18 protein-coding genes are annotated in these 21,551 nt (G+C 60.5%); 12 read left to right on the plus strand and 6 right to left on the minus strand.

Annotated features, from left to right (window positions below):
- Positions 1-20 precede the first annotated feature (20 nt).
- Genes F1C58_RS02990 through F1C58_RS03000 form a run of 3 tightly spaced genes read left to right on the plus strand, consistent with a single transcriptional unit; the run spans position 21 to position 3,073 of the window.
- Positions 21-1,136 carry a glycosyltransferase gene (locus tag F1C58_RS02990; RefSeq protein WP_185202542.1) on the plus strand — a complete coding sequence of 372 codons (1,116 nt, stop codon included), beginning with the start codon at positions 21-23 and terminating at the stop codon, positions 1,134-1,136.
- Positions 1,129-2,058, plus strand: a complete 930-nt coding sequence (locus F1C58_RS02995; protein ID WP_185202543.1) for an NAD-dependent epimerase/dehydratase family protein — start codon at positions 1,129-1,131, stop codon at positions 2,056-2,058. Before F1C58_RS02990 ends, F1C58_RS02995 begins: the two co-directional genes overlap by 8 nt.
- Positions 2,048-3,073 carry a glycosyltransferase family 2 protein gene (locus F1C58_RS03000; protein WP_185202544.1) on the plus strand — a complete coding sequence of 342 codons (1,026 nt, stop codon included), beginning with the start codon at positions 2,048-2,050 and terminating at the stop codon, positions 3,071-3,073. The genes F1C58_RS02995 and F1C58_RS03000 overlap by 11 nt, the downstream gene beginning before the upstream one ends.
- Here the strand turns inward: F1C58_RS03000 and F1C58_RS03005 are convergent.
- A complete protein-coding gene (locus tag F1C58_RS03005; RefSeq protein WP_185202545.1) occupies positions 3,052-4,251 on the minus strand; it encodes an ABC transporter ATP-binding protein in 1,200 nt (399 codons plus the stop codon). The two genes, F1C58_RS03000 and F1C58_RS03005, sit on opposite strands and share 22 nt — an antisense overlap.
- Positions 4,252-4,254: 3 nt before the next feature.
- Positions 4,255-5,226 carry an ABC transporter permease gene (locus F1C58_RS03010; RefSeq protein WP_255461231.1) on the minus strand — a complete coding sequence of 324 codons (972 nt, stop codon included), beginning with the start codon at positions 5,224-5,226 and terminating at the stop codon, positions 4,255-4,257.
- 272 nt (positions 5,227-5,498) lie between these two features.
- Between F1C58_RS03010 and F1C58_RS03015 the strand changes: the two genes are divergently transcribed.
- From F1C58_RS03015 to F1C58_RS03040, 6 genes are all read left to right on the plus strand, one after another.
- Positions 5,499-7,784: a hypothetical protein gene (locus F1C58_RS03015; RefSeq protein WP_185202546.1), complete on the plus strand. Its 2,286-nt coding sequence runs from the start codon at positions 5,499-5,501 to the stop codon at positions 7,782-7,784.
- 39 nt (positions 7,785-7,823) lie between these two features.
- Complete coding sequence (locus F1C58_RS03020; RefSeq protein WP_185202547.1) at positions 7,824-8,822, plus strand: glycosyltransferase family 2 protein; 999 nt, start codon at positions 7,824-7,826, stop codon at positions 8,820-8,822.
- Positions 8,823-8,832: 10 nt separating this feature from the next.
- Positions 8,833-10,092 (plus strand): acyltransferase, encoded by a 1,260-nt coding sequence (locus F1C58_RS03025; RefSeq protein WP_185202548.1) that lies wholly within the window; start codon positions 8,833-8,835, stop codon positions 10,090-10,092.
- A gap of 62 nt (positions 10,093-10,154) precedes the next feature.
- Complete coding sequence (locus F1C58_RS03030; protein ID WP_370543681.1) at positions 10,155-11,222, plus strand: NAD-dependent epimerase/dehydratase family protein; 1,068 nt, start codon at positions 10,155-10,157, stop codon at positions 11,220-11,222.
- Positions 11,219-12,472 (plus strand): hypothetical protein, encoded by a 1,254-nt coding sequence (locus F1C58_RS03035; protein WP_185202550.1) that lies wholly within the window; start codon positions 11,219-11,221, stop codon positions 12,470-12,472. The genes F1C58_RS03030 and F1C58_RS03035 overlap by 4 nt, the downstream gene beginning before the upstream one ends.
- Before the next feature lie 197 nt (positions 12,473-12,669).
- Positions 12,670-14,346: a hypothetical protein gene (locus F1C58_RS03040; RefSeq protein ID WP_185202551.1), complete on the plus strand. Its 1,677-nt coding sequence runs from the start codon at positions 12,670-12,672 to the stop codon at positions 14,344-14,346.
- On the opposite strand, the gene F1C58_RS03045 is transcribed toward F1C58_RS03040, so the two are convergent.
- The 3 genes from F1C58_RS03045 to F1C58_RS03055 form a co-directional block, all read right to left on the minus strand.
- Positions 14,302-14,745, minus strand: a complete 444-nt coding sequence (locus F1C58_RS03045) for a DUF2304 domain-containing protein (protein WP_185202552.1) — start codon at positions 14,743-14,745, stop codon at positions 14,302-14,304. The two genes, F1C58_RS03040 and F1C58_RS03045, sit on opposite strands and share 45 nt — an antisense overlap.
- Positions 14,742-15,443: a glycosyltransferase family 2 protein gene (locus F1C58_RS03050; RefSeq protein WP_185203961.1), complete on the minus strand. Its 702-nt coding sequence runs from the start codon at positions 15,441-15,443 to the stop codon at positions 14,742-14,744. Before F1C58_RS03050 ends, F1C58_RS03045 begins: the two co-directional genes overlap by 4 nt.
- Positions 15,444-15,512: 69 nt before the next feature.
- Positions 15,513-17,552, minus strand: coding sequence for a hypothetical protein (locus tag F1C58_RS03055; protein WP_185202553.1), 2,040 nt, complete (start codon positions 17,550-17,552; stop codon positions 15,513-15,515).
- Positions 17,553-17,679: 127 nt separating this feature from the next.
- On the opposite strand from F1C58_RS03055, the gene F1C58_RS03060 reads away from it, so the two are divergent.
- Positions 17,680-18,573, plus strand: a complete 894-nt coding sequence (locus F1C58_RS03060) for a bifunctional 2-polyprenyl-6-hydroxyphenol methylase/3-demethylubiquinol 3-O-methyltransferase UbiG (RefSeq protein WP_185202554.1) — start codon at positions 17,680-17,682, stop codon at positions 18,571-18,573.
- 3 nt (positions 18,574-18,576) lie between these two features.
- Here F1C58_RS03060 and F1C58_RS03065 read toward each other — a convergent pair whose 3' ends face one another.
- Entirely contained in the window at positions 18,577-19,482 is a 906-nt protein-coding gene (locus F1C58_RS03065) for a glycosyltransferase (protein WP_185202555.1), read from the minus strand.
- A 100-nt stretch (positions 19,483-19,582) separates the two neighbouring features.
- Here F1C58_RS03065 and gmd point away from each other — a divergent pair, with 100 nt between their 5' ends.
- Both gmd and F1C58_RS03075 read left to right on the plus strand, forming a co-directional pair.
- Positions 19,583-20,608, plus strand: a complete 1,026-nt coding sequence (gene gmd / locus F1C58_RS03070) for a GDP-mannose 4,6-dehydratase (RefSeq protein WP_185202556.1) — start codon at positions 19,583-19,585, stop codon at positions 20,606-20,608.
- Between the two features lie 7 nt (positions 20,609-20,615).
- Positions 20,616-21,542: an NAD-dependent epimerase/dehydratase family protein gene (locus F1C58_RS03075; RefSeq protein WP_185202557.1), complete on the plus strand. Its 927-nt coding sequence runs from the start codon at positions 20,616-20,618 to the stop codon at positions 21,540-21,542.
- Positions 21,543-21,551 lie beyond the last annotated feature (9 nt).

Below are 21,551 nucleotides of genomic sequence, written 5' to 3' on the forward strand. Positions count from 1 at the left end.
TTTCGGGTGAGACCGTGGACATGGCCGTGCGTACCGAGGACGCACTCGAAGCGGATTGGGCTCGCCCTCCCGTGCAACTGTCGAGCCCCGACACGGTCAAATCCGGTGAAGTGACCATCGCCTGGATAATGTCTCCCCCGAGTGCGAATAGCGGCGGTCACCAGAACCTGTTCCGTTTCATCGACTTCGCCGAGAAGGCGGGGCATATCTGCAAGGTCTACTTCTACACGAGCACGCCGGTCATTGTGAATCCCAAGGACATGCGGGCGATGATGCGTGAATCAGGCGGATATCCCGATGTTCGTGCATCGATGGAGATGTTGGACAGGAGGAAAGGAGTCGACGACTCTGTTCAGGCGATCTTCGCTACAGGATGGGAGACCGCCTATCCTGCGTTTCTTGACAAATCGACCGCCCGGCGGTTCTATTTCGTCCAGGATTTCGAGCCGGGTTTCTACCCGCTCGGCTCGGAATCGATACTCGCTGAGAACACTTATAGGTTCGGATTTCACGGGATCACTGCGGGTGGATGGCTTTCCCAAAAGCTCCACGACGAATACGGAATGAAGACCGACCATTTCGATTTCGCCGTCGAACGGAGTCTCTATTCGGTGACCAATACCAGTCCCCGAACCGAGATCTTCTTCTACGCACGTCCCGTGACCCCACGGCGAGGCTTTGAGATCGGTATTATGGCGCTCGAAGAATTCGCCGCCCGGAAGCCGGAGATAACAATCAACCTGGCCGGGTACGACGTTTCCCGCTGGAAGATCGGATTCCCCCACAAAAATCTTGCCGGTGTGGACGTTCCTGCGCTGAACGAAATCTACAACCGGTGTGCTGCCGGTCTTGTAATCTCCGCGACCAATATGTCGTTGTTGCCGCTTGAGTTGATGTCAGCCGGGGTTGCTCCGGTCGTCAATGATGCCCCCAACAATCGCCTCGTCTCGGACAACCCGTACATCGACTATGTGGCATCTTCGCCCGGTGCGATCGCGGATCGGCTAGTGGAGGTCGTGGAGAGAGCGGATGCGACCGAGCGCGCCGTCGCGATGTCGGAGTCACTGGACGGACTCACCTGGGAGCGTTCAGGTGAACAATTCGTGGACGCTTTCGAAAGGGCCATGCGTGGCTAAAGCTGTTGTCATCGGAGCCAATGGTTTCATCGGTTCCCACCTCGTCGATGTCCTGGCCGCTGAGGGGCACGATGTGGCAGCGTTCGGGCGTTTCAGCTCTTCAGCGCCGAAATTCACGGCGAAGGGTGTTCAAATCGTGCGCGGGGAGTTTCTCAATCGCACGGATGTCGACTCCCTCGTCGAAGGAGCAGATTCCGTATTCCACTTCCTCTCGACGACGACTCCGGCCACTGCGGAGAGCGACCCGACACTCGACATCCGCACGAACGTCGTGCGGTCGGTCGAATTGCTGGAGGCCTGCGTGGCCGCCGAAGTGGGGCACGTCTACTTCGCTTCGACGGGAGGGGCGATCTACGGGCCTCAGGGGAAACAAATCTACGTCGAGACGGATCGAACGGATCCAGTCTCACCGTATGCGATCGGCAAGCTCTCGATCGAGAACTACCTACGCTATTTCGAAGTCATGCACGGATTGCGGTCTACCGCACTCAGGATTTCCAACCCCTACGGCACACGGCAGCCGCCCCTGCGGCGACAGGGTCTGATCCCGATCGCGCTGCGCCAGATCCTGACCGATCAACCGATCGTGCGATTCGGTGACGGATCGATGGTGCGGGACTACTTATACGTCGAAGACCTGGTGCGGATGATTGCGCGAATGGTTGATAAGACGCCGGCCCAGTCCACGTACAACCTCGGCAGCGGCGTCGGGCATTCGGTCGCCGACGTGCTCGATTCGCTTCACCGCGTAACTGGTCGGGAATTGGTGGTCGTCGAGAAGCCGATTCCCGCGACTTTCGTCGACCGAGTCGTGCTCGATACGTCCCGGTTTCGGACCGAGTTCGGCGAATTCGACCTAACCTCGCTAGACGAAGGTGTCAGCCGCACCTATGAAGAAATGAGAGCCCAACATGAACAGTGACAAGGACTCTGCTCCTATCGTGGCAAGCGTTGTAATCCTCACCTTCAACGGCGAGAAGTACCTGCGGCGTATTCTCGACTCCGTTCTCGCCCAGGATCTCGAGGGCGAGTTCGAGGTCCTGGTCATCGATTCGGGATCCACCGACGGCACCCTGTCAATCGTCTCCGAGTATCCCGCGGTGAGGCTGCACCAGATCCCGAACTCTGAGTTCGGCCACGGTAGGACGCGAAATCTCGCCGCCTCACTTGCGACAGGAGAATTCATCGCCTATCTGACACACGATGCCATCCCAGTCTCACCGTCGTGGCTCCACGAGATTACGGCGCCGTTCGGGATTGATGAGCGAATTGTCGCCGTTATGGGCAAACAGATTCCGAGAGCAACCTGCTTTCCGCTCATGAAATATGAGATCAACGGCGTTTTCGCACAATTCGGACCTGACTTCGGCACCAGCGTTTTCTATCGCGACATGTTCGTCAAGGATGCCGGCACACTGGCAGCGATAACCTTCTACTCAGACGTGAATTCCGCGGCTCGCCGCGCCCTTCTGGTCGATACGATCCCGTATCGGGACGTCCGATATGCCGAAGACCAGATGTTCGGTCAGGACGTGATCGAGGCAGGGTACTGGAAGGCCTACGCACCGCGCGCGGCGGTGGAGCACTCGAACGACCTCACTTATTCGGAGTTCGGAGCGAGGATCTTCGATGAGACAGTCGGGTTGCGGCAGATCGGTGTCGAGGTCCCGCAGATGTCCAGGCTGGGCCTGATTCGGAGGGTTCTGCGGTCCGCCGCGGGAGATACCGAGCGGATTCTGCGGGACCGGTCCTACAGCTGGAAGCGCCGCCTGTTCTGGCTGGTCATCAACCCGTTCTATCAGGCTCGCAAGTGGTCAAGCCTGAGGGCCGCGGCAAATATCGATCTCGAGGACTCCGCCGGTATCGCGGCAGGTTCACTCGAGCATCAGCGCAAGGGGGCTGATGCTATCGGCGATCACACCGGAGGAAGCGAGTAGACGTGCGTGCTCAGGTCCATGCGAAGGTAGCCCGTTCCCAGTGACGCGCTGCTCACGGTGAACGTGGAGGCGGGACTGAGTTGGTGCAGCTGTTCCCCGGCAAGGGTTTCGAGCCCACCGCGCAAGATGTAAGTGCCTGTGCCGAGAGCAGGGTCGGTGAAGGTGAAGTCCACCTGGTGACGTCCGACGGTGTGTGGAATCTCGGAGTCCAGCATCCGCGTGGAGAAGCCGTAAACGAGGGCACCCTGTGGAGTCTCAATCGTGAGGTTCGCGATAATCGGCTCTTCGGGCTCTAGGATCTCGTAACCGAACGAGACCGTCATATCTGCGCCCGAAACGACGACCTTCTCATCCTCGGGCTCCGCGGACGCGATGAGCACACTCGTGACACGTGTGGCGGGAGCGGAATCCGCGGCGTGGAGGCTCTCCTCATGTAGTCGTTGGGCTTCATAGCCGCCCTGAAGCACGCGAATGCCATCCTCGGTCTTGCCGTCGAAGATCATCTCGCCATGGTTCATCACGACGACGCGGTCAGCGAGCAACTCGATCTGGGCCGCAGAATGACTGACGACCACAATCGTGCGCCCCTCCTTCTGGAACTCGGCGATTTTTGCGACGCACTTGTTCTGGAACGGCTCATCGCCGACGGCGAGCACCTCATCCACCAGGAGCAGATCCGGGTCCACGTGCACCGCCACGGCGAAAGCGAGCCGAACGTACATGCCAGAGCTGAAGAACTTCACCTGGGTATCGATGAAGTCTTCGATTCCGGAGAAGTCGACGATCGCGTCGAAATAGCGATCGATCTCACGCTGGTTCAGCCCGAGGATCGCGGCATTCAGGTAGACGTTCTCGCGACCCGTGAGGTCTGGATGAAAGCCCGCTCCGAGCTCCAGGAGAGCTGCCATCCGACCGCGGCGTTCCACTTTCCCCGTCGTCGGCTCGATGATTCCGCCGATGACTTTCAGGAGAGTGCTCTTGCCCGAACCGTTGTGTCCGACGAGACCGAGGGTCGAGCCGGCCTTGATATCGAGGTCGATATCCCTCAAGGCCCAGAAATCTTCCCTGAACTTCTTCTCGACCGCGGAGTTCACCAGCCGCTCTTTAATCGACTTGTGGCGATTGAGGGTGAACTTCTTCGAGACGCCGGATACGTTGACGATCGTGGGGAGGGACATGGTTTACAGCTCCTGCGCGAAATTGCCCTGCAGGCGGGAAAACACCCGCTGCGAAATCCACAGAAGAACCACACTCACAACCAGCGCTATCACTAGTCGGAGTTCGAGGTGCGCTGGCCAAAATTGTACGATTCCGCCGGCACCATTCGAGCCCGATGTCCAAAGCGCTTTCTGTGCGCCGACTATAGCGATAGTCACGGGGTTAGCAAGATAGAGCTCTTCTAGCCAGTTCCCTCCGAGCTCGCGGTGCACGAAGGTGAATGGGTAGACGATCGGGGAGGCCCAAAAGAAAACGAGCAAGTAGATCTCAACGAAGTGTTGCACGTCGCGGAGGTAGACGTTCAGCGCCGCGACGAGTAGCGCAATAGCTGTCCCGAAGGTGAGGAGCGTGATGAAGGACAACGGCGCGAGCAGCAGGGTCGGAGCGAATGCATAGGTACTGAGCAGTGCGATTCCGATGAGAAGCACCGCGAACTGGATGAAGAAGTTCACTAGGGCGCTACCGATCGAGCTCAGCGGGAATATCTCTCGGGGGAGATAGACCTTTTTCACCAAGCCGGCATTGTCCATAATCGAGCGCACCCCGCCAGCGATTATCTCGCTGTAAAGCATCCAGAAGGTCAGTCCGATGAAAACGAAAATTGCGAAGTCAGGCGTCTGCCGCCCGGCACCCATAATTTTGCCGATGGCAAAATAGTAGATGAGCAGTTGAATGAGCGGCCGGAACAGACTCCAGACGATCCCGAGCTTGCTGTCTTTATATCGTGCCTTCACCTCGCGCCTGACCAGGCGACCCAGCAGTTCGCGATGCTGCCAGATTTCGCTGATCGACTTCACTGTGCCGCCGAAGAATCCGCCCGACGTGCCGACATCGAGAAACGGCATCTCGTTAATTTTGGCGAGACGTTCTGCCTTGATGAGGCGGGTCTGAGTCAGTGAGTCCAATGGCTTGATTCGTTCTTTCTCTGCCGGCACACCCAGCACTCGATTATAAGTCGCACCGCCCTGAAGTCAGACGGGTGACGAGTTCGCGAACTTGGCGCGCGAACTCGAGCGGATGGCGGGGGATCGCTACATACTAGACGGAACGTCTGCGGGGAACATGGACTGCGTGGCATAGGAATCCAGAATGTCCGGCCATTTCGGCCAATCCTAGGTAATCTGAACACCGGGGGGAATGCGCTGCGACTCTGCAGCGGGCTGTGAGCGGGCGTCTTCCCTTAGCGTTCGCTCTTCTGGGAGATCTCGTGAAATCGAAATATCGAATTGTCGCAATAATGACGGCGGCTGTGCTGGTGGCGTCGATACTGCCCGCCACCGCGCCGGCCCATACAGCCGACGCGGCCGTCGGAAGTCAATTCAACGCCGGGATGATCATCAGCGATTCCATGTTCTACGACGGCGGCGCCATGTCTATCGAGACTGCTCAGAATTTCCTGAACTCCAAGGTTCGGAGCTGCCAGGCTGGCTACACCTGCCTGAAAGACTACCGGCAGGACACGCCGTCACGCGCCGCAGTTGCCGGGAGGTGCGCGGCATACCAGGGCCTTGCGAACGAGTCGGCAGCCCAGATCATCGCCAGAGTGGGTGCTGCCTGCGGAATAAGTCAAAGAGCCCTTATCGTCTTGCTGGAAAAAGAGGAAGGTCTCGTCACCTCTACCGCACCGTCGGCCGGCCGGTACAAGATAGCCACCGGATTCGGATGCCCGGATACTGCTGCGTGCGATTCGACCTACTACGGATTCTTCAACCAGCTGTGGGCCGCATCCCTCCAGTTCAAGATTTATTTGACTTCGCCCGGTTCTTTCAACATCAGAGCAGGCAGGGTGAACCAGGTTCGATGGAGCCCCAACGCTGCCTGTGGCGCGAGTGCGGTCTTCGTCCAAAATTCCGCGACCGCCGGCCTCTATAACTACACGCCGTATCAGCCCAACGCGGCTGCGCTGGGCAACATGTACGGTACCGGAGACGCGTGCAGTTCCTACGGTAATCGCAACTTCTGGGCTCTGTTCACAGACTGGTTCGGCGCCACAACGGCGTCTTCGATGCTGCGGACCGCAGCGGACCCCACGGTCTACATGGTCGTTGGAACCAACAAATACCCGGTCACCAGTTTCGCGGTGTACAACGCGTTCGCTCCACTCGGTCCGGCGAGCATCGTTTCGCAGACCTACCTCGACACACTCACTACGGGCCGAACCCTCGGACGTATTGTCCGCGGTCCTGACGGCGCGATTTATTTCATAGATGCGGCGATTAAACTTCAATTCACGTCCTGTGCCCAGGTGGTCGACTATGGCGGATCCTGCGCTGCTGATGGGTATGTGAATATGACCGATGCGCAGGTCGCCGCCTTCCACACCGGACCTTATGTAACGCCGGTCCTCGGCACGCAGGGGGGCCCGCGTTACTGGCTTTCCGCGGGTGTTAAGCACGAGGTTTTGGACAACGCTTCGCAGTCTGCGGCGGGGATAGTCGCTGGCTTTAACGTCCTCACTGAGGCGGCCCTCGCCGATCTCCCATTCGGCCCTCCCGTAGTGCGCGATTCCGTCTATGTCGGGCAACGAGGGACTGGAGAGTACTTCTACCTTGGGTCGTCCAAGAAATTCCCCCTCGCACCGAGCGACGTGTCGACAGTCGGAGCGGCAGCACGGGCTGCTGGCTCGTTGCGTGCAGAGAGCCTGGCTTTGATCGCTTCCGGCGCGAGCAACTTCACCGGTGCGGTGACTGCACCAGCATCCACCACACCGCAGGTTCTCAGTGCTGGTGGCAGATATGCGTCAGTCTTGCTTCCGTCGGTACCCACTGCAGCCGTCCTGCCTGCGAGCCAGGCCTTCGTGGATTCGTATGCAGATTTGGGGACCCTGCCGGAGGGTTCCTTCGTGAAATCACCGATCGACGCATCAGTATTCGTGACTACTCCGACGGCTTTGCGCCCGGTTGGTGGGTGGGATGCACTGGTCGCGATCGCGAATACAGCCAATCCGACAATCCTCAGTCTCCCAGGTGCGCTCGTCTCGGGGATGGCCAAGGGACCACTGGTTCTCGGGCCGGGAAATATGTACCGAACCACCGGTAATCCGCAGATCTTCCTTCTCGATGGACTAGGTGGGAAGATCCCCGTGGGCAACTTTGACTACACCACTTCCGCCGGCTTCACGATGTGGTCGTACGCGACGGCAGGCAGCTTGGACAGCTACGCACTGAACCCCAGTCGGCTCACTTTCGGTATCCAGTGCGGCAGCACGAAGTCGGTTTCGGTGGGCGGCGCTCTTCGGCCCGTCGATTCGCTAATGCAGTCGCTCTTCCCATTCACCTATGTGCAACTAGATCCGCTCACCTGTGCTCACACGACAACAGCGGCGCCGGCGATCAATTTCATCCGCACGGCCGACGGCGCCATCTACCAGATTGCCGGGGGGCAGCGCCACCACGTGGGAGCCTCAACTTTCGCTGCGCTCAACGCAGGCAAGGGCTGGATGCAGGTTCCATTTAGCTTCGCTGCGTCCATCCCGCTCGGCGCGAACGTCTGAGGCCGGCATCCTCCGAGAATCCATAGATGAGGGTCGGGCATGACCGGGACCGTCTCAGTCGCTTTGTGTACTCGCAACGGTGCAGATTTCGTCGTTCCCCAGGTTGAAAGCATTCTTCGACAGTCATCGTTGCCGATCGAGGTGATCGTCTCGGATGACGCTTCGACGGACGACACAGTTCACAGGATCAGAGCCGTGTTCGCGGGGCTGCCCGAGGGAAGCCGGGAGGCGCGTGTGCGTCTCGTCGTGATCGAAAATCCGAAACCTCTCGGTGTCACAAAGAATTTCGAACAGGCTCTGCTGGCGTGCTCCGGCGACCTGATCGCACTCTGCGACCAAGACGATCTGTGGGACGAGGGGCGGCTGGAGAAACAGGCAGCGGAGATGTGGTCGCACCCCCATCTGACGGCGCTGTTCGGCGACGCACGCCTTGTTGATGCATCGGGAACGAGCCTCGGCCTTGGACTCTTCGACGCCCTCGAGATCGATGCCGATGTGATCCGGCAGGTTCGTAGTGGAGCCGCCTTCGACGTCCTTCTCCGGCGGAATGTCGCGACCGGAGCAACGATGATGGTGCGTCGGGAGCTTCTCGATTCTGCTGCTCCCTTCCCGCTCCCCTGGGTGCACGATGAATGGTTGGCCATCATCGCCGCGGCCACTGCCAGCGTCGATCTGATGACAGAGCGCCTCGTCGACTATCGGCAGCATGGCGCAAATCAGATCGGCGTGCGACGAGCAACGCTGAGGGTGAAAATCAGGCGTGTGCTGGAGCCTCGCGGTGATCGTAATGCCGGTCTTGCCGTGCGGTCCGGACTTCTCGTCGAACGCTTGACCTCGCTCGGTTCGCGAGTTCCGGCGCCGTATCTTGAGCGCGCGCGTGCGAAGGAGCGCGTCGAAGAGTGGCGCACGAGGCTTCCCGACGCGCGACTCCTACGTCTTGGTCCGATCCTTCAAGCGAATGCCCGACACTGGTACAGCGACTTCACCAGCCAAGGACGCCTCGACATGGTGAGAGACCTGCTCCAACCCCATCGTTAGAGTTGACTTGATGGAAGACAACGCCCGACCTATGACCAGCCAGAGTCCCGACCTCGCCAAGGCGACCACCGGGCAAGTTGCGACGTCGTCTTGGCTTTCGCCCCGGACGATTTCTGAAGGTCTGTCCGGTCACAGCAACTCTTTTGGCGTAATCAGGCTGGTGCTCGCCTCCTCAGTTATCTTCTCCCACGCGTTTCCTCTCGGTGGTTGGGGCGAGGATCCCCTCCTGCTCCGGTCCAAAGGGCAAGAAAACATCGGGGGCATCGCTGTTCTCGGCTTTTTCGCGATCAGCGGATACCTCATCGCGAAGAGTGGTCTCGGTTCTGATCCCCTTCAGTTCATTTGGCGACGGATCCTCCGAATATTTCCCGCGTTCTGGGCCGCTTTGGTCGTCGCAGCTTTCGTCGTCGGGCCTATCGCGTGGCTCATGGTCGGGCGTCCCCTCGGAACCTACTTCAGCTTCAGCTCAGCGGGCCCCTTCAACTACGTGATCTCCAATGCGGATCTCACCATCCGGGCTTATGGGGTCTATGACATATTCGCGTCAACGACGCCATATGGAGAGATCGGCGGAGCCGTTTTCAACGGATCGATTTGGACACTGTTCTACGAGTGGAGCTCATACCTCATCATCCTGGTGTTGGTCATTTTCGGGGTGCTCAAAAGAGCGCCGTTCCTCGTTCTGGTGCTAACTGCCTTCTACTTTCTCGCAAACGTCGCGAGGCTCGTCGCGCCAGGATCTACAGGGCAGCTGCTTCCTCTTCTCGAGGACAGGTATCAGATCACCCTGCCACTCATCTTCTTGTATGGGGCTTGTTTGGCCGTGTACTCGCGTCGAGTGACGCTCGATTGGCGTCTTGCCGCGTTTGCCGCCGTCATCGCATTCGGCACCCTGTGGAAGGGGGGATTGACCGTCCTGGGCTATCCCGCGATCGCGTATCTCGTGATCTGGCTCGCGGCGAGCCTGCCCAAATCGTTCCACTGGATCGGGAGCAAGAACGACTATTCATACGGAATCTACGTGTACGGATTCCTGGTGGCACAGTTCACCGCTTTCCTGGGCTGGTACCACTGGGGATACGTTCCCTGGGTGCTCGCAACCCTCGTAATCACCGTTGGTATGGCGTGGTTGAGCTGGCACGGGATAGAGAAGCGTGCTCTCTCATTGAAAGACGTCGGCCCCGGCAGGGGACTGCGGATCTGGTACGACCGCGTTCGGGCTCTCGGGCGTCCGAAGCCGGTGCCGGAGCCCGTATCGATGGCCGAGTGAGGCCGCCGCTCTTGTAGGCTCGAATTCGCTTATCCACCCCGCCCCGCAAAATTAGGATGTCCGTGACCGGATCAACTATCGGCACCGTGCTCGTGACAGGCGGCGCCGGATTCATCGGCAGCGCGCTGTCCCATCTGATGGCATCCTCAGCAGAGCGCTGGGTCGTCTTGGACAACTTGCACCCGCAGGTCCATCCGTCAGGTGAACGGCCCCCATCGCTGCACCCTGCGGCGGAACTGGTCATCGGTGACGTCTCGGACCCATCCGTGTGGACCGGATTGCTCGCTGATTTCCGCCCCGAATTCGTCGTTCACCTTGCCGCAGAGACGGGGACTGCCCAGTCCCTTCACGAGGCCAGCCGTCACGCCGAAGTGAACGTACTCGGCACGACGCGGATGCTGGATGCTTTCGCGACAGCTGGGCATGTGCCGAGCCACTTCATCCTGAGCAGCAGCCGTGCAGTCTACGGAGAGGGCGTGTGGCTCCGGGAGGATGGGACGAGCTTTCTCCCCGGTCAGCGTTCGCATGCGCAATTCGAGCGCGGGGAGTGGGACTTTCCCGGCGCAGTAGCCCAGGCGAGCGAAGCGACGAGAACATGGCCTGCACCTACCAGCGTCTATGGCGCGACGAAACTCGCGCAGGAGCACCTCCTGCACGCCTGGACGGGATCTCACGACTCTCAACTGACAGTTCTCAGATTTCAGAATGTCTATGGGCCGGGACAATCGCTCATCAATCCCTACACCGGGATCGTCTCGCTCTTCTCTCGGATGGCAATGCGCGGGGAGTCGATCCCGATTTACGAAGACGGAGCCATCGTGCGCGATTTCGTCTACATCGATGACATCGCCGCATCGCTCGGTGCGGTCATCGAAAGACGGCCGACTGTGCATCCGGCTATCTTCGACATCGGATCGGGAGTGGGAACGACGATCCTCGAGCTCGCCCAGCACATTGCCGCCTTTCACCACGCACCCCCGCCCCACGTGACCGGTGCCTACCGGGACGGAGACGTGCGGTTTGCCGAATGCGATATCTCCCGCTCCGTGACCAACATCGACTGGACGCCGAAGTGGGATGTCGAGCAGGGAGTGGCGCGATTGCAGGAGTGGATCGCATCTCAGCCGTGAACTCGGAGTCATCGGCGACGCCGGCCACTCGAGACCGCAGTGCTCTCCTCATCATCGGAGCGACCGTCGTTGCGGGTATCACGGGATATGCCGTGACGTTCGTGGTTTTCCGCGCGACCGGTGCGGCGGCATACTCAGTGTTCGCGGTCTTCTGGGCGGCCCTCTACCTCGTGATCGGTGGTCTGTCCGGGATCCAGCAAGAGATTGCGCGGGCCACGCATCGAATCGACGCAGAGTCCAGGACCGCGCCTAGTAGGGCACGTACATTCGGTATCGTCACCGCTGGTGTGGTGTTTCTCCTGGTCGTGGTCTCCTCGCCCCTGTGGTCTTCGGCGAGTTTCCGGACCGATGCTCAGGCGCTGGTCTTGCCGTTGGCGGTCGGAAGCGCCTGCTACGTGTTGGTAGCGACCATGAGCGGCTCGCTCTACGGCGTATCGCAGTGGCGCTCAGTCGCCCTCCTCGTCGCCGCGGACGGCGTCCTGAGGCTCGTTCTCCTGCTGGTCGCCCTTCTCTTCACTAGGGACATCGTGGTGCTGGCGTGGGTGGTCGCCCTTCCTTTCCCCCTCGCCCTCGTTCTCTCGTGGAGGTTCATCCGCGGGGGTTTCGTCGGGAGGAGCGATCTGGACGTGGGATACCGCGCTCTGACGTGGAATGTCGCCCGCACGGTGCTGGCCTCCGCTTCGACGGCTATTCTCGTCAGCGGCTTCCCCCTGCTGCTCGGCCTCACCGCGAAGTCCGAGCCCGGCGGATTGGTGGGTCAGTTGATCTTCACCATCACCCTGACTCGAGCGCCCCTGATCGTCTCGGTGATGGCACTTCAGAGTTACTTTGTCGTGCGTTTCCGCGACGGTGCACGCTCGATGTCCCGGACCCTTCTTTACGTGCTTCTCGCCGTCATAATCGGCACGTTGCTCCTGGCAGGACTGGGCTGGCTTTTCGGTGCGCCGCTCTTGGAGTGGGTATCGGGGTCCCGCCACATCTCAATCGAAGGAAACGTCATAGCCGTTCTCATTGCATCCTCCGGGCTTGTTGCGGCCCTCTCGGTCACGGGATCTGCCGTGCTCGCCAGATCGAGACATCTTGTGTACTCGTCGGGATGGTTTGCCGCAGCGATCGTGACCATCGGGGTGATGTTGACCGGAATAGATTTCATTCCCCGAGTTGAAACTGCGCTGATTCTCGGACCTGCGGCCGGCCTACTCTTTCACCTCGCAGTATTTGCGGCTCGACCGCGTCGGGTTGCCTCGTGAGCTTCCCCATTCCGCAATCCCTCGAACCGAGGTCGGCCAGGTGGCGTCCATCGGTGTTTGCGATCATCTTCGCTTCGATAGTTGTGGCAGCGGGTACCGCGGGGCTCTTCGGATTTCCTAGCTGGATTCCGATCGTCCTCAGCTCGGCTCCTTGGGCGCTGTTTTTGCGCGAACGCTGGGGAGGGTCGATAGCATTCGTGACAATTGTGATCGTCGATTTCTGGGCGATCCTCGGCGTGATGATGGCTACGACGGTGACGCATCTGCCGCTTATACCGACGGTCATCGTGTTGTGGGTTGTGACCGGCCTGTCCGGACTGGTCAAACTCGATCGGTTGGTGGGACGGCTGCCCTCGCCGATTCGAGGTCGAAGCGTCTGGTTCTCGGCCTTGGTAGGCCCGGTCATCTGGCTGGCTTCGATCGGTGTCTCGAGTTTGGTCCCGGGTGCTGCGCGCTACCTCTGGGTGATGTCGAATGACATGGCAAACAACTTGTTGTTTGCTCGGGAGATCATCTATCGGGGCGGTATCGGAGTCGGATTCAATGAGAACCCCGTGCCTCTCCCGGCGGCGGTCCTCGCCCTAGCGATGTCGTCGGGTCGCGATTCGGTGTCATCGGAGATGCTGCTCCGACACGACATCGGAGCATTCGTGCAGGTCTGGGCCCTACTGATCGCGCTTCTGTGCTTCCTCACCGGTTTGCTCACGGCTCAGATCGTTCGCCTAATCGTCGACCGCCCACGTATCGCGGCCATGGTCGGGGTCACTGGATCGATCGTCCCCCTGTCTTGGTTCTTTACGAGCTATCCCCTCGACTACGGTTTCATCAGCACCCATTTCGCACTAGTAATAGTGCTCGGATGTGTTCTGGTCTCAATCCGGCCGGGACAGCATCAGCGGATCGCCTTCACTTTGCTTTGTCTTGCCGCCACGTGCCTCCTGGCGGTGTGGAGTCCCCTCGTCCTGATACCGGCAACGATCGCTGCGGCCCTGATCGTTTCTCATCGACGCGCATTTCTGCCCCTGTCAGGGCGGGACGCCTTTATTCCCTGGTTCGGTTTGATTCAGGTGGCGGCGTACGGTATCGGAATCGCGCTTCCGAGTTTCTTGAGCCTGCGGGCTTTCCTCAAAGCTCCCGGGGGCGTTTTCGCGTTCCCTCATTGGATGTTTCCGGTTCTCGCCGCGATCGCAGTCCTTCTTGCCGGTGTTGCGCTATGGCGAAACCACAAGGCTGCGCTCGTCGCCATAGTCGGAGTAGCGACGGGTGCTCTACTCGGCCTTGGCGGGCTGCTCTTCTTCACCAGGAACGCTCCCGATCCTTGGACGTACTATCCCACAAAATACGCCTGGATCGCCTCGGCTGTTCTCGTGGTGATGATCATCGGCCTGCTGCCCGCGGCAGTGGCGGCAGTATCCAAGCGAGGTGCCGTACGAATGGTGGCCGTTGCGGTTGCCGCCGCGGCGGCGACGGGTATCGTCGGGGCAGCTCCTCCCTCTGACGCACTGCATAACTGGGAACAGCCGATCGTCTGGATCCTCTCCGGAAACGTGGTCGGGGCGGGTGATGACGTGGCCGAGAAGATCCTCACGGCAGCTGACCTGAAACATCCGGCGATCTACTGGCAATCGAGAGAGAGGCACCAGCTTTTCATCAACTTCTGGCTTCTCGAGGTGGCCGCCGATTCGATGACGAAGAGCAATGCGCTCCGTGTGGCGTCATACGGCGGCTACAACGAGGACAAGATCCTGGACCTGTGTTCGATCATGAAGACCCTCGGCGGCTCAGTTCGGGTTCACACCGCAAACAGCGGTCTCGAATCCCAAATAGCCTCAGCGTGCCCGACTCTGGGAGCCAGGGTGATCGTCAACCGCTGAGTCGACGATCGGCGGGCTCTCCGACCGAGTGATCGGCTTCTCCGCCTCCGGCGACGAACCACGCTTCCTAAGATCCAATTCCATCAGGGCTACGCGCTCAGCCAACGTCCTCGTCTTGCTCTCGAGTTTGGTGAGCTCCGAGCTGTGTTGGAGACAGACGAGGAAGAGGATCGTGATGCTGACGAAGAACACCAGGTTGATCGGTACTTCGATGCCGATCAGTCCGGCAGCCCACTCCAGCGTCGAAGGAAAGACCCCAGCGACGAGCGCCAGCAGGCCGGCGATGAACCACCATACCGCATGACGTTCTCGAAGATGACGACGTCTCAGCAATTCCACGACAACGATGAGGATCATGACGGCCGAAACGATGCCGAAGACATAGCTGGCGACGCTCATGCGCTCCCTCCCACTCGGTAGGTCGAGGGTGGTCGAATCATCGCGAATACGAGCGCGAGTCCCGCTCTTGCAAGGTACGCAGCTGCACGGAAAGGGTTGTGTGAGGGAACTCCGCCCGCCCGCTGCCGCATGGCCACTGGAACCTGTCGGATCACGAGCCCCGATCTCGACGCGATAACCAGTGCCTCGATTGTGTCTCCCAGGTACTCGGCAGGGTAGTGCTCGGCGAACAGGGCGACAGCTCGAGGGCCGGATGCCCGGAATCCCGAAGTCGTGTCGGTGAGTCGAGTGCGGGAAGTGCGGCTGAGGATAGAGGCGAGCGCGACCATCGCCCACTGACGTGGCCCTGTGGCGCGATAGTCGCCGGCACCGGCGAAGCGTGCGCCGAGGACCAGATCAGCAGTGGCCAATTCAGCGAGAAGGGCGGGTACGCCGAGAGGGTCGTGTTGGCCATCGGAATCGATTTGGACGACGTTGCTGAAGTCGTTTTCAATGGCGTAACGGAATCCCGTCCGCATCGCGCCACCGACACCGAGGTTGAAGGGAAGGATGGCTACAAGAGCGCCAGCGGCTGCCGCTTCCTCCGCGGTCGTGTCCGCTGACCCGTCATCCACCACGAGGATCGTTACATCGGGGAGGGCGGCAAAGACCTCGCGGACCACCGCGCCCACCGAAGCCTCTTCGTTGAACGCCGGCATCACTATCAGCGTGCGTTCGGTTGATTTCGACACGCAGGCGATTCTATCGAAGGCGCTCGCGGGCGGAGTTCACGGAGTAATCGGAACGACCCGATAGATCGTGTATGGCGCCTTTTGGGTGCGTGTCCTTTCATCCACGGCCAGGCATTTCGCGTCGATGCTGCCCTCTGCCAGCACGTATTTGACGTGCCGTTGGGCGAAGTCAGAACACGCATCGAGTGTCACGACGATCTGATCCAGCGAGGGATTCAAAACCTTCGGCTCGCCGGTGCCGAGCTTCCAGTTCACGAAGCCGATTCGGTCCCATTGGTTTCGGTATCGATTCGATGGATCAACCTGCTTCCACATGAGCGGAGAGGGAGCGCCCTGCACGCCGTTGTAAGCCCGGACACCTGCCTCGACGAGGCTCGCGGTCACCAAGGGATTGCCAATGCCCACCCACGTTCCGGGATCCTCCGCATTGACCTGAATGACCTCGCGCGAGATTGGAGCCTGTCTCAGGTCGAAAACTCCGATGTAGGCCGGGTTTACCGAGAAGGATGCAGGAACGGTCGCGAGAAGCAGCGCCAACGCCCCGAGTGCAGGACGCCGTCGCGCGAAATGAAAGAGTGCACTCGTGGAGGAGAGAGCGAAGAACCACCAAAACGGGCTTGCATCGTTAAGGGCGTGGATACCTCCGCGATACACCAAGGCACCGCCGATCACCAATTGCGAGAGCAGGAACGCACCCGCACCAACACCGGAAAGGCGCCACCCCGGGGGTGTGCCGGCGTCGTCGAGAATTCGAATCACGCAGATCAGGAGTGCCACGGAGGCGAGTCCGAGGCCGATCTCGAAACCAACGCGCTGAGCGTCGATGGGGATTCGGTCCAGGAACAGGACATGGGCGATTAGATCCCAGCCGGGGATGAAGGCGTAGGCGAAGAAGAGAACGACGATTGCGAGGAGCCCAATCAGCGTCCACGGCAACACTACGCGGGATCGCCGCGCTCGCCGCGCTCGCCAGACCGCCCACACCGCGATGGGTACGAGGAATATCCCTACGAAGAAGAAGGTTGATGCTTCGGATGAGTTCGCCCCGAGGAAGCCTCCCGCATTCTGCAGCGACTCGGTGAACGACGAGGCAAGCACCCTCGCCAAGGAACGCAGGGGAACTGAACCAGTCTCCGATAGACGAGCTCCGGGATACACGGTCGAGAGAAACCCATCGACGGTGCTCGATCGTATGGCGAGGAAGATTCCGGTGATTGCGGCTCCCACCGCGCCCCCGGCGAAGATCGGGGCGATCGACGAGAGGACTCGACGCCAGGTCGCTCCACGCCGCAAGTTCTCGACCACGAGTCCGACTCCGAAGAACGCGACCACGTAAGCAACAGCGAGGATGTATGGGACGTAGATCCCCATCGCCATCACCGCGGTGAGATATGCGATCACCGCGCCCCATATCCATCGCGGCAGGGCGCGCGACGTCTTCGTCGCCCATACAAGCCCTGCCATCGTCGCGAGCCCCCAGACCGCGGGCCAAAAAGTGGATGACTGGTACCACCACTGGAAGAAGGGACTGTAGAAGAATGCGACAGCGATGGTGGCGCCGACCAGTGGTCGGCGGGGGAGCACAGTGACCGAGAACGCATAGAGGGCTGCGATCAGGGCGAGCCCGCTTGCCCACCACCGCCAGGACTGGCCGTGGTCTGCGTCAAGGAACAAGAAGCCGATGAGGTGTGGACGGAAGGCAACTGACCAGTCGAGCCGAGGAAGATCGTAGGGAAGAGCCGCGTCCATTCCGCCGGGGAAGGTCTCGTTGCGCTCCGGCAAACCCTGCTGGAGTTGGGAAATGGTCCAGGAGGTTCCCGTATTCCATTCGTCCGAGCGGATTGTCTGCGGAGTTCCACTGATCAGGTCGGGATCTGCACCGTTGTAAACGCTCGAGTAATAGGCACCAGAAGACGTGCCGTTCAGGCCGAGTCCCACGAGGACTGCGCCAAGCAGGAGGAGGATCAGGGGAAAAGCGAAAAGCACCCGCAGGCGAGGCAGATCATCCGTTGTCGGAGTGATGAAGGATCTGTAGCGAGCCAGGATCTTCTTCGCCCGAATGGCGGGGTTGCTCACTGTTGGCCTCGTCCGGTAGGTACTGAATTTTTATGCGCGTCCACCCTATCCTCGATTTCCAATGCCATCGGTAGACTGCAAATCGGATCAGCAACTGGGGCACTGGCCCCGAACCGACGGGACAAATATGGCCGCGCTTTCTCCATACGCAACGCATTCTTTCGTTGCCGAGTCGACGAACAACAGCTGGTCGAATATGTTCAGATTCATCCCTGACGGCTCGAGAGTCCTCGATGTGGGATGCTCGACCGGCAATTTCGGAAGCGCGCTGCAGGAGCTGAAGGGATGCACCGTGGTTGGCGTCGACATCAACGATGCCGACATCGAGGAAGCTCGTTCGCGCCTGACCGAGGCCCATGTTCTCGACATTCGAGATGAGGGCGTCGGAGACGTCCTCGGCCGCTTCGACGTCGTAGTGTTCGGAGATGTCATCGAACATCTTCCTGATCCACGGTCGGTGTTGCAGGCAGTTCATGGGCTACTGACTCCCGGCGGCGCAATCGTGTACTCGATTCCGCACATGGGCCACATCTCGGTGCGGATGGACCTCATGGATGGGAGGTTCGGCTACACGGAGATCGGGTTGCTCGACAAGACTCACCTGCACTTCTACGACCGCCAGGAGGTCTATTCCGTCTTCGAGGACTCAGGATTTGTGATTGCGGATGAGCTGCCGACCGTTGCAAGCTATCCGGAGAAGTGGCTCACGACACGGCTCGCTTCTATGGGGCTGTCCCCGTTACCGCAGTACTTCGCCATGCTTGCGAGCACGGACGCGCACGTGTTCCAATATGTCGGCATCGCACTGCCTGCCGGTGAATACGTCACCGAGCCGCACGTCATCGCGAACGAGATGATGCCGCAAGACGAGATTCTGCTCAAGTCCAACGAACTCATCGTCGAGAATGAGCGATTGGAAGCGCAGCTTCGGGACTTGTACGCGCGGATCGCTCGAATTCGTCGCAATCCCCTCGCCGCGGTCGCGTTTGAGGCGCGCCGTCGATTGCGCCGAAATCGATAGGATTCAGCGCAGGCGCTGCCTGTCGTCGCCTCGCAGTATGTGATTGGTGAGGGCTCGCCGACCGATCGAGTTGCGGGACAAGATCGCACCGGGCAATTCGCTGGCGGCATTCAGTCGCGAGGTGAAGTGCCGTCGCGCGGCGCGCGCGGCACCTTTCCACCCCAGCGCTTCGGCCGCCTCCGCTGCTTCGGAGAAGAAGGTGCGCTCCTGCGTGAACTTGGAACCGTCGGTGCCGGTGACAGCGGACACGCTGGCAGAGTGTCGGCGGTAGTTGAAGACGATCTCGTCGTCGAGAACAAGGCTCCCACCCGCCTTCGTGATCTCGAAGAGCATGGCCAGATCCTGGACCACGTCGAGGTCCGTCCGGAAATCTGATGTGGCGAGCCGATCCCGACGCCAGACCAGAGAGGGGAAGTAGGTCCAGTTCGCCCGAAGCAGGCTCACGGCGAGCTGCTCGCCCTGATAGCGACGAGCCCCGGTCCCGCGGAAGCGATACAGCGCCTTGACGCGATCAGCGAGGGGATTGCTCGCCTCTCCGTTCTCATCGACCACCGAGACTCCGGGCTGGATGATGTCGGCATCCGGGAACTCGACGATGAGCTCGTGGACGCGCTCGACGAAGCGCGGGAGCATCACGTCGTCGCACCCCATGATCTGCAAGAATTCGCTCGTCGCGATCCGAACGCTCTTGTTGTAGTTGCGGCTCGGGCGAAGATTCGTGTCATTGCGGATATAGGCGACACGGGGGTCCTCGATCTGCTTCACCCATTCGCCGGGCGCGAGGTCGGGATAGACATCGTCGACAACGGTGAGGCGCCAGTCGGGGTCGGTTTGTGCGAGGACGCTCTGCACGGCGAGTTTCAGGTGGTCGAAGCTCCCGTAGAAGGGCATCATGATGTCGAGGGTCACGGTCGCCCAGCCTAACGGGCGAGGAGGCCCGGCCAATAGTTGCCTCGGGTAAGCTTGCAACGGCTATTCCCGCCCCCTCTCCCACGAAGGACATTTCGACATGACCGAGACCCGGGCGAAGCGCGCCATCATCACCGGAATCACCGGGCAGGACGGCAGCTACCTTGCAGAGTTGCTGCTGGCGAAGGGCTACGAGGTGCACGGATTCATCCGGCGCTCGTCGAGCTTCAACACCCAACGCATCGACCACATCTACGAAGTCCCCCAGGAAGAAGTGCAGAAGCTCTTCCTCCACTTCGCCGACCTCACGGACGGATCCCGCCTCGTGACGCTCCTCAATGAGATCCAGCCCGACGAGGTCTACAACCTGGCGGCGCAGTCCCATGTCCGGGTGAGTTTCGACGAACCCGAGTACACCGCCGAAACGACGGGGCTCGGCACGGTGCGCCTGCTCGAGGCCATCCGTTCTGCCGGAGTTTCGCCGCGCTTCTATCAGGCGTCGAGCTCGGAGATGTTCGGGGCGACTCCGCCGCCGCAGAACGAGGAGACGCCGTTCTACCCCCGGTCGCCCTACGGCGTCGCGAAGGTGTATTCGTACTGGATCACGCGCAACTACCGTGAGGCCTACGACCTCTTCGCCTGCAACGGCATCCTGTTCAATCATGAATCGCCCCGTCGCGGTGGCACCTTCGTGACTCGTAAAATCACCCGTGCCGTGGCGCGGATCGCTGCGGGCCAGCAGACCGAGCTCTACATGGGCAACCTCGACTCCGTCCGAGACTGGGGCTATGCGCCCGAGTATGTCGAGGGCATGTGGCGAATGTTGCAGGCTGACGAGCCGAGCGACTACGTGCTCGCGACGAACACGGCGTACACCGTTCGCGACTTCCTCGAACTCTCGTTCTCGCACGCCGGCCTCGAATGGGAGAAACACGTGCGTTTCGACGAGCGATACCTTCGCCCGACGGAGGTCGACTCCCTTATCGGAGACCCATCAAAGGCGAAAGAAGTCCTGGGCTGGGTGCCGAACGTGCTCCCGCCACGGCTCGCGCAGATTATGGTGGATGCCGACATCGCGGCTCTCGCCACCGAGGGCACGCACTACGTCGACGCCGTGCAGAGCTAGTGCCGAATTGCGCGTAATTCTCACCGGCGGCCGGGGGATGCTCGGCTCCAGCATTGCCGAGCGATGGGCGATTCGTCGCCCGTACGACGAGTTGGTGTTGCTGACGCGCGATCTGGTCGACCTGCGGGACAAGGATGCGACGCGGGAAGCCGTGGAGCGGATCCAGCCGGATTCGATCGTCCACGCGGCGGCGGTTGTGGGCGGCCTCGCGGCGAAGCTCGCAAACCCGACGAAATACCTGCTCGACAACCTCCTGCTCGATTCGAGCGTTATCTCGGCTGCGATCGACGCCCGCGTGCCGGAGTTGCTCTATATCGGGAGTGCCGCGGTCTATCCGGAGCACTATAGGCAGCCATTTCTCGAGAGCGATCTGCTTGCGGCTCCACTCGAGCCGGCAAACGAGGGTTACGCGATCGCGAAAATCGCCGGCATCAAGCTCTGTGAGTACGCGAGCTCGGAGTTCGGCCTCGACTATCGCGTGGCGCTCCCGTCCAACCTGTATGGGCCCAACGACGACTACTCGCTCTCCCACGGGCACCTGATCGCTGCCGCGATTGCGAAGGTGCATGCCGCTCACATCGCGGGCGACGCGAGCGTTCTCATTTGGGGTGACGGCACGGCGCGACGCGAATTCACCTATTCCCTCGATCTCGCCGATTGGTTGGTATCTCAGGTAGGGGCACTCAGCAAGTGGCCCACCCGCCTGAACCTGGGGGTGGGGCATGATCACACGATCACTGAGTATTACGACTCCGCCCGAAGAGCGGTCGGATACGCCGGCGGATTCCAGTACGACACGGGGAAGCCCGCTGGGATGAGACAACGCATCCTCGACTCAGGCGTCGCACATACTCTGGGGTGGTTGCCGCAGACCGCCCTTGACGATGGTATTGCGAGGGTCTATCAGTCCTATCTTGCGGCACAACAGGAGTAACGCTATGAA

Origin of the sequence: Glaciihabitans sp. INWT7, assembly GCF_014217685.1 — a bacterium.
In the GTDB taxonomy this organism is placed as follows: Bacteria; Actinomycetota; Actinomycetes; order Actinomycetales; family Microbacteriaceae; genus Lacisediminihabitans.

Coding starts and splice junctions, on each gene's coding strand:
- F1C58_RS02990 (WP_185202542.1), top strand. CDS start 21: ATGGCCGTGCGTACCGAGGACGCACTCGAAGCGGATTGGGCTCGCCCT.
- F1C58_RS03000 (WP_185202544.1), top strand. CDS start 2,048: ATGAACAGTGACAAGGACTCTGCTCCTATCGTGGCAAGCGTTGTAATC.
- F1C58_RS03005 (WP_185202545.1), bottom strand. CDS start 4,251: ATGTCCCTCCCCACGATCGTCAACGTATCCGGCGTCTCGAAGAAGTTC.
- F1C58_RS03020 (WP_185202547.1), top strand. CDS start 7,824: ATGACCGGGACCGTCTCAGTCGCTTTGTGTACTCGCAACGGTGCAGAT.
- F1C58_RS03025 (WP_185202548.1), top strand. CDS start 8,833: ATGGAAGACAACGCCCGACCTATGACCAGCCAGAGTCCCGACCTCGCC.
- F1C58_RS03045 (WP_185202552.1), bottom strand. CDS start 14,745: ATGAGCGTCGCCAGCTATGTCTTCGGCATCGTTTCGGCCGTCATGATC.
- F1C58_RS03050 (WP_185203961.1), bottom strand. CDS start 15,443: ATGCCGGCGTTCAACGAAGAGGCTTCGGTGGGCGCGGTGGTCCGCGAG.
- F1C58_RS03060 (WP_185202554.1), top strand. CDS start 17,680: ATGGCCGCGCTTTCTCCATACGCAACGCATTCTTTCGTTGCCGAGTCG.
- gmd (WP_185202556.1), top strand. CDS start 19,583: ATGACCGAGACCCGGGCGAAGCGCGCCATCATCACCGGAATCACCGGG.